The following is a 2,860-nucleotide window of genomic DNA, read 5'->3' as shown; positions in this document are numbered from 1 at the left end:
TGTCGCCGCGCACGCGCAGTTCCGTAGTTTCCACAAGCAGCTTCTGGAGGCTGGGCAAAAATTCATGCAGCGGCGGGTCGAGCAGGCGGATGCACACGGGCAGGCCGTTCATGGCCTTCAGGATGCCGTAGAAGTCGTTTTCCTGCATGATCTGCAGGGGCTTCAGGGCTTCGATGCGGGCTTCCCTGGTTTCGGCCAGGATCATCTGCTGCACATGGGGCAGGCGTTCCTGCGCCATGAACATGTGTTCGGTTCTGGTAAGGCCTATGCCTTCCGCGCCGAAGCGGCGGGACTTTTCCGCATCTTCGGGGGTATCGGCGTTGGCGCGCACCTGAAGTTCGCGCACTTCGTCGGCCCAGCTCAGGATGGTCTGGTATTCGTGGGAGAGTTCGGGATCCTTCAGCGGCACGGCGCCGAGGATGACGTTGCCGGTGGAGCCGTCGATGGAGATGAGGTCGCCCTTCTTCACCACGGTGTCGCCCACGGTGAAGCACTGCTTCGCGTAGTCCACCTTCACGGCTTCGCAACCGCACACGCAGGGCTTGCCCATGCCGCGTGTCACCACGGCCGCATGGCTGGTCATGCCGCCGCGGCTGGTGAGGATGCCCTGGGCCTGCACGATGCCGTGGATATCGTCGGGCGTAGTTTCCACGCGCACGAGCACCACCTTCGCGCCGATGCGGCCGAGGTGTTCGGCTTCGTCGGCGTCGAAGACCACGGAACCGAAGGCCGCGCCCGGAGAGGCGGCAAGGCCCTTGGCCAGCACATGGGGATTGGCGGAGCTGTCGATCTGGCGATGCAGCACGTTGGCGAGGTTTTCAGGGTCGATGCGCAGTATGGCTTCGTTCTTGGTGATGAGGCCTTCTTCCACCATGTCGCAGGCGATCTTGAGGGCGGACTGCGCCGTACGCTTGCCGTTTCTGGTCTGGAGGATGAAGAGCTTGCCGTGTTCGATGGTCAGCTCGATATCCTGCATGTCGCGGTAATGCTTTTCCAGCTTTTCGGCAATGTCGCGGAACTGCCGGTAGACTTCGGGCATTTCCTCGGCGAGGTGGGCGATGGGCTGGGGCGTGCGCACGCCGGCCACCACGTCTTCGCCCTGGGCGTTCACCAGGTATTCGCCGTAGAGCTTGTTCTCGCCGGTGGAGGGGTTGCGGGTGAAGGCCACGCCGCTGCCGGAATCGTTGCCCATGTTGCCGAAGGCCATGGACTGGATGTTCACCGCGGTGCCGAGGTTATGGTCGATCTTGTTGATGGTGCGGTACACTATGGCGCGGTGGTTGTTCCAGGAGCGGAACACCGCTTCTATGGCGAGCAGGAGCTGTTCGTGCACGTCTTCCGGGAAGTCCCTGCCGATTTCCGCGCGGTAGAGTTCCTTGCTGCGGGCGATGACGGTGCGCAGGGATTCCACGGAAAGCTCCTGGTCGAGCTTCACGCCCTGCGCGGTCTTCTGCTCCTGAAGGATATCCTCGAATTTCTCCTTGGAGATTTCCATAACCACGTCGGAGAACATCTGGATGAAGCGGCGGTAGGTGTCGCAGGCGAACCATTCGTTGTTCGTAAGCCTGGCCAGGGCAGGGAAGGTGACGGCGTTCAGGCCGAGGTTCAGGATGGTATCCATCATGCCGGGCATGGAGAACACGGCGCCGGAACGCACGGAGAGCAGGAGGGGATTTTCCGCATCGCCGAAGCGCTTGCCGACCTTTTCCTCCACCTTGGCGAGGCTGGCCATGACTTCATCCACCAGGCCTTCGGGGAGCTTGCCTCCCTGGGCATAGTAGTCGCGGCAGGCGTCGGTGGAAATAGTCATGCCGAAAGGAACGGGCAGGCCGATGTTGGTCATTTCCGCCAGGTTGGCGCCCTTGCCGCCCAAGAGGCTCCTCATCTGCGCATTCCCTTCATGGAACAGATACACATACTTCATATGGATGATCTCCTTGTTGATCAGGATGACAATTCTTTGCGCCACAGTACGAAAGTCTTTCCGCAACGTCAACACGGCGGGATAATTATTGAGGCTTGTGCATCTGTCCGACCTGCGGGGCATGCGGCGGCGTTCCTTTTCGAAGGGTGCGGAATCACAGGCACAGGGCAGGGCTTTGCCCCTCATATACAGCGGGTACTCTTTTTTTTCCGGGAGAAGGGCTTTTCCGCCCTGAAGGGCGCCTTTCCCTGGAGTGAAGCCGGAAAAGCGGCCTGCACGCCGGGAAGCGGAGGCTGCGGGGAAGGCCTGCCGCAGGAGGGGAAGAGCCGGGGATTTTTTGCCGGAAGGGGGCGGAGGTCCTTTGCGTCCGGGGGGGAATGGTGCTAGGGTAGCCTGTCGCCGCCCTTCCTGGGGCGGGTGCCCGACCCGGAAGGCGCTTTCGTCCCCGGGAGGGCTCAGGGAAAACTTCATTTTCGTACCGGAGAAGCAGGAGTCACGATGAGAACCTTTTCCAAATCCAGCAAGCTGGACAACGTGCTTTACGATGTGCGCGGACCCGTGGTGGACGAAGCCGCCCGCATGGAAGAGAACGGCATGAACATTCTCAAGCTCAATATCGGCAATCCCGCGCCGTTCGGCTTTTCCGCACCGGAAGAGGTGATCATCGACATGCGCGACTCCATCGCCAAGTCGCAGGGCTATTCGGAATCGCGCGGGATATTCTCCGCCAGAAAGGCCATTATGCAGTACGCCCAGATAAAGAACATCCCGGGCGTGGGCATGAAGGATATCTATACCGGCAACGGCGCGAGCGAGCTCATCCAGCTTTCCATGCAGGCGCTGCTCAACAACGGCGACGAAATCCTCATCCCCTCCCCGGACTACCCGCTCTGGACGGCCTGCGCCAACCTCGCGGGCGGCAAGGCGGTGCACTAC

The 2,860-nt window shown here is 61.3% G+C and carries 2 protein-coding genes; one reads left to right on the top strand and one right to left on the bottom strand.

Going from position 1 to position 2,860, the window contains the following annotated elements; translation table 11 throughout:
* Positions 1 to 2,047: pyruvate, phosphate dikinase (gene ppdK, locus K8W16_RS10260; RefSeq protein ID WP_304123319.1), on the bottom strand; the 2,047-nt coding region annotated here is incomplete at its 3' end.
* 375 nt (positions 2,048 to 2,422) lie between these two features.
* Between ppdK and K8W16_RS10255 the strand changes: the two genes are divergently transcribed.
* Positions 2,423 to 2,860 (top strand): aminotransferase class I/II-fold pyridoxal phosphate-dependent enzyme (locus K8W16_RS10255; protein WP_304123316.1); only part of this gene is annotated, 438 nt, incomplete at its 3' end.

The sequence above is a fragment of the Mailhella massiliensis genome (assembly GCF_020741395.1).
Taxonomy (GTDB): Bacteria; Desulfobacterota; Desulfovibrionia; order Desulfovibrionales; family Desulfovibrionaceae; genus Mailhella; species Mailhella massiliensis_A.
This window is presented reverse-complemented; position numbering and strand designations above follow the sequence as displayed.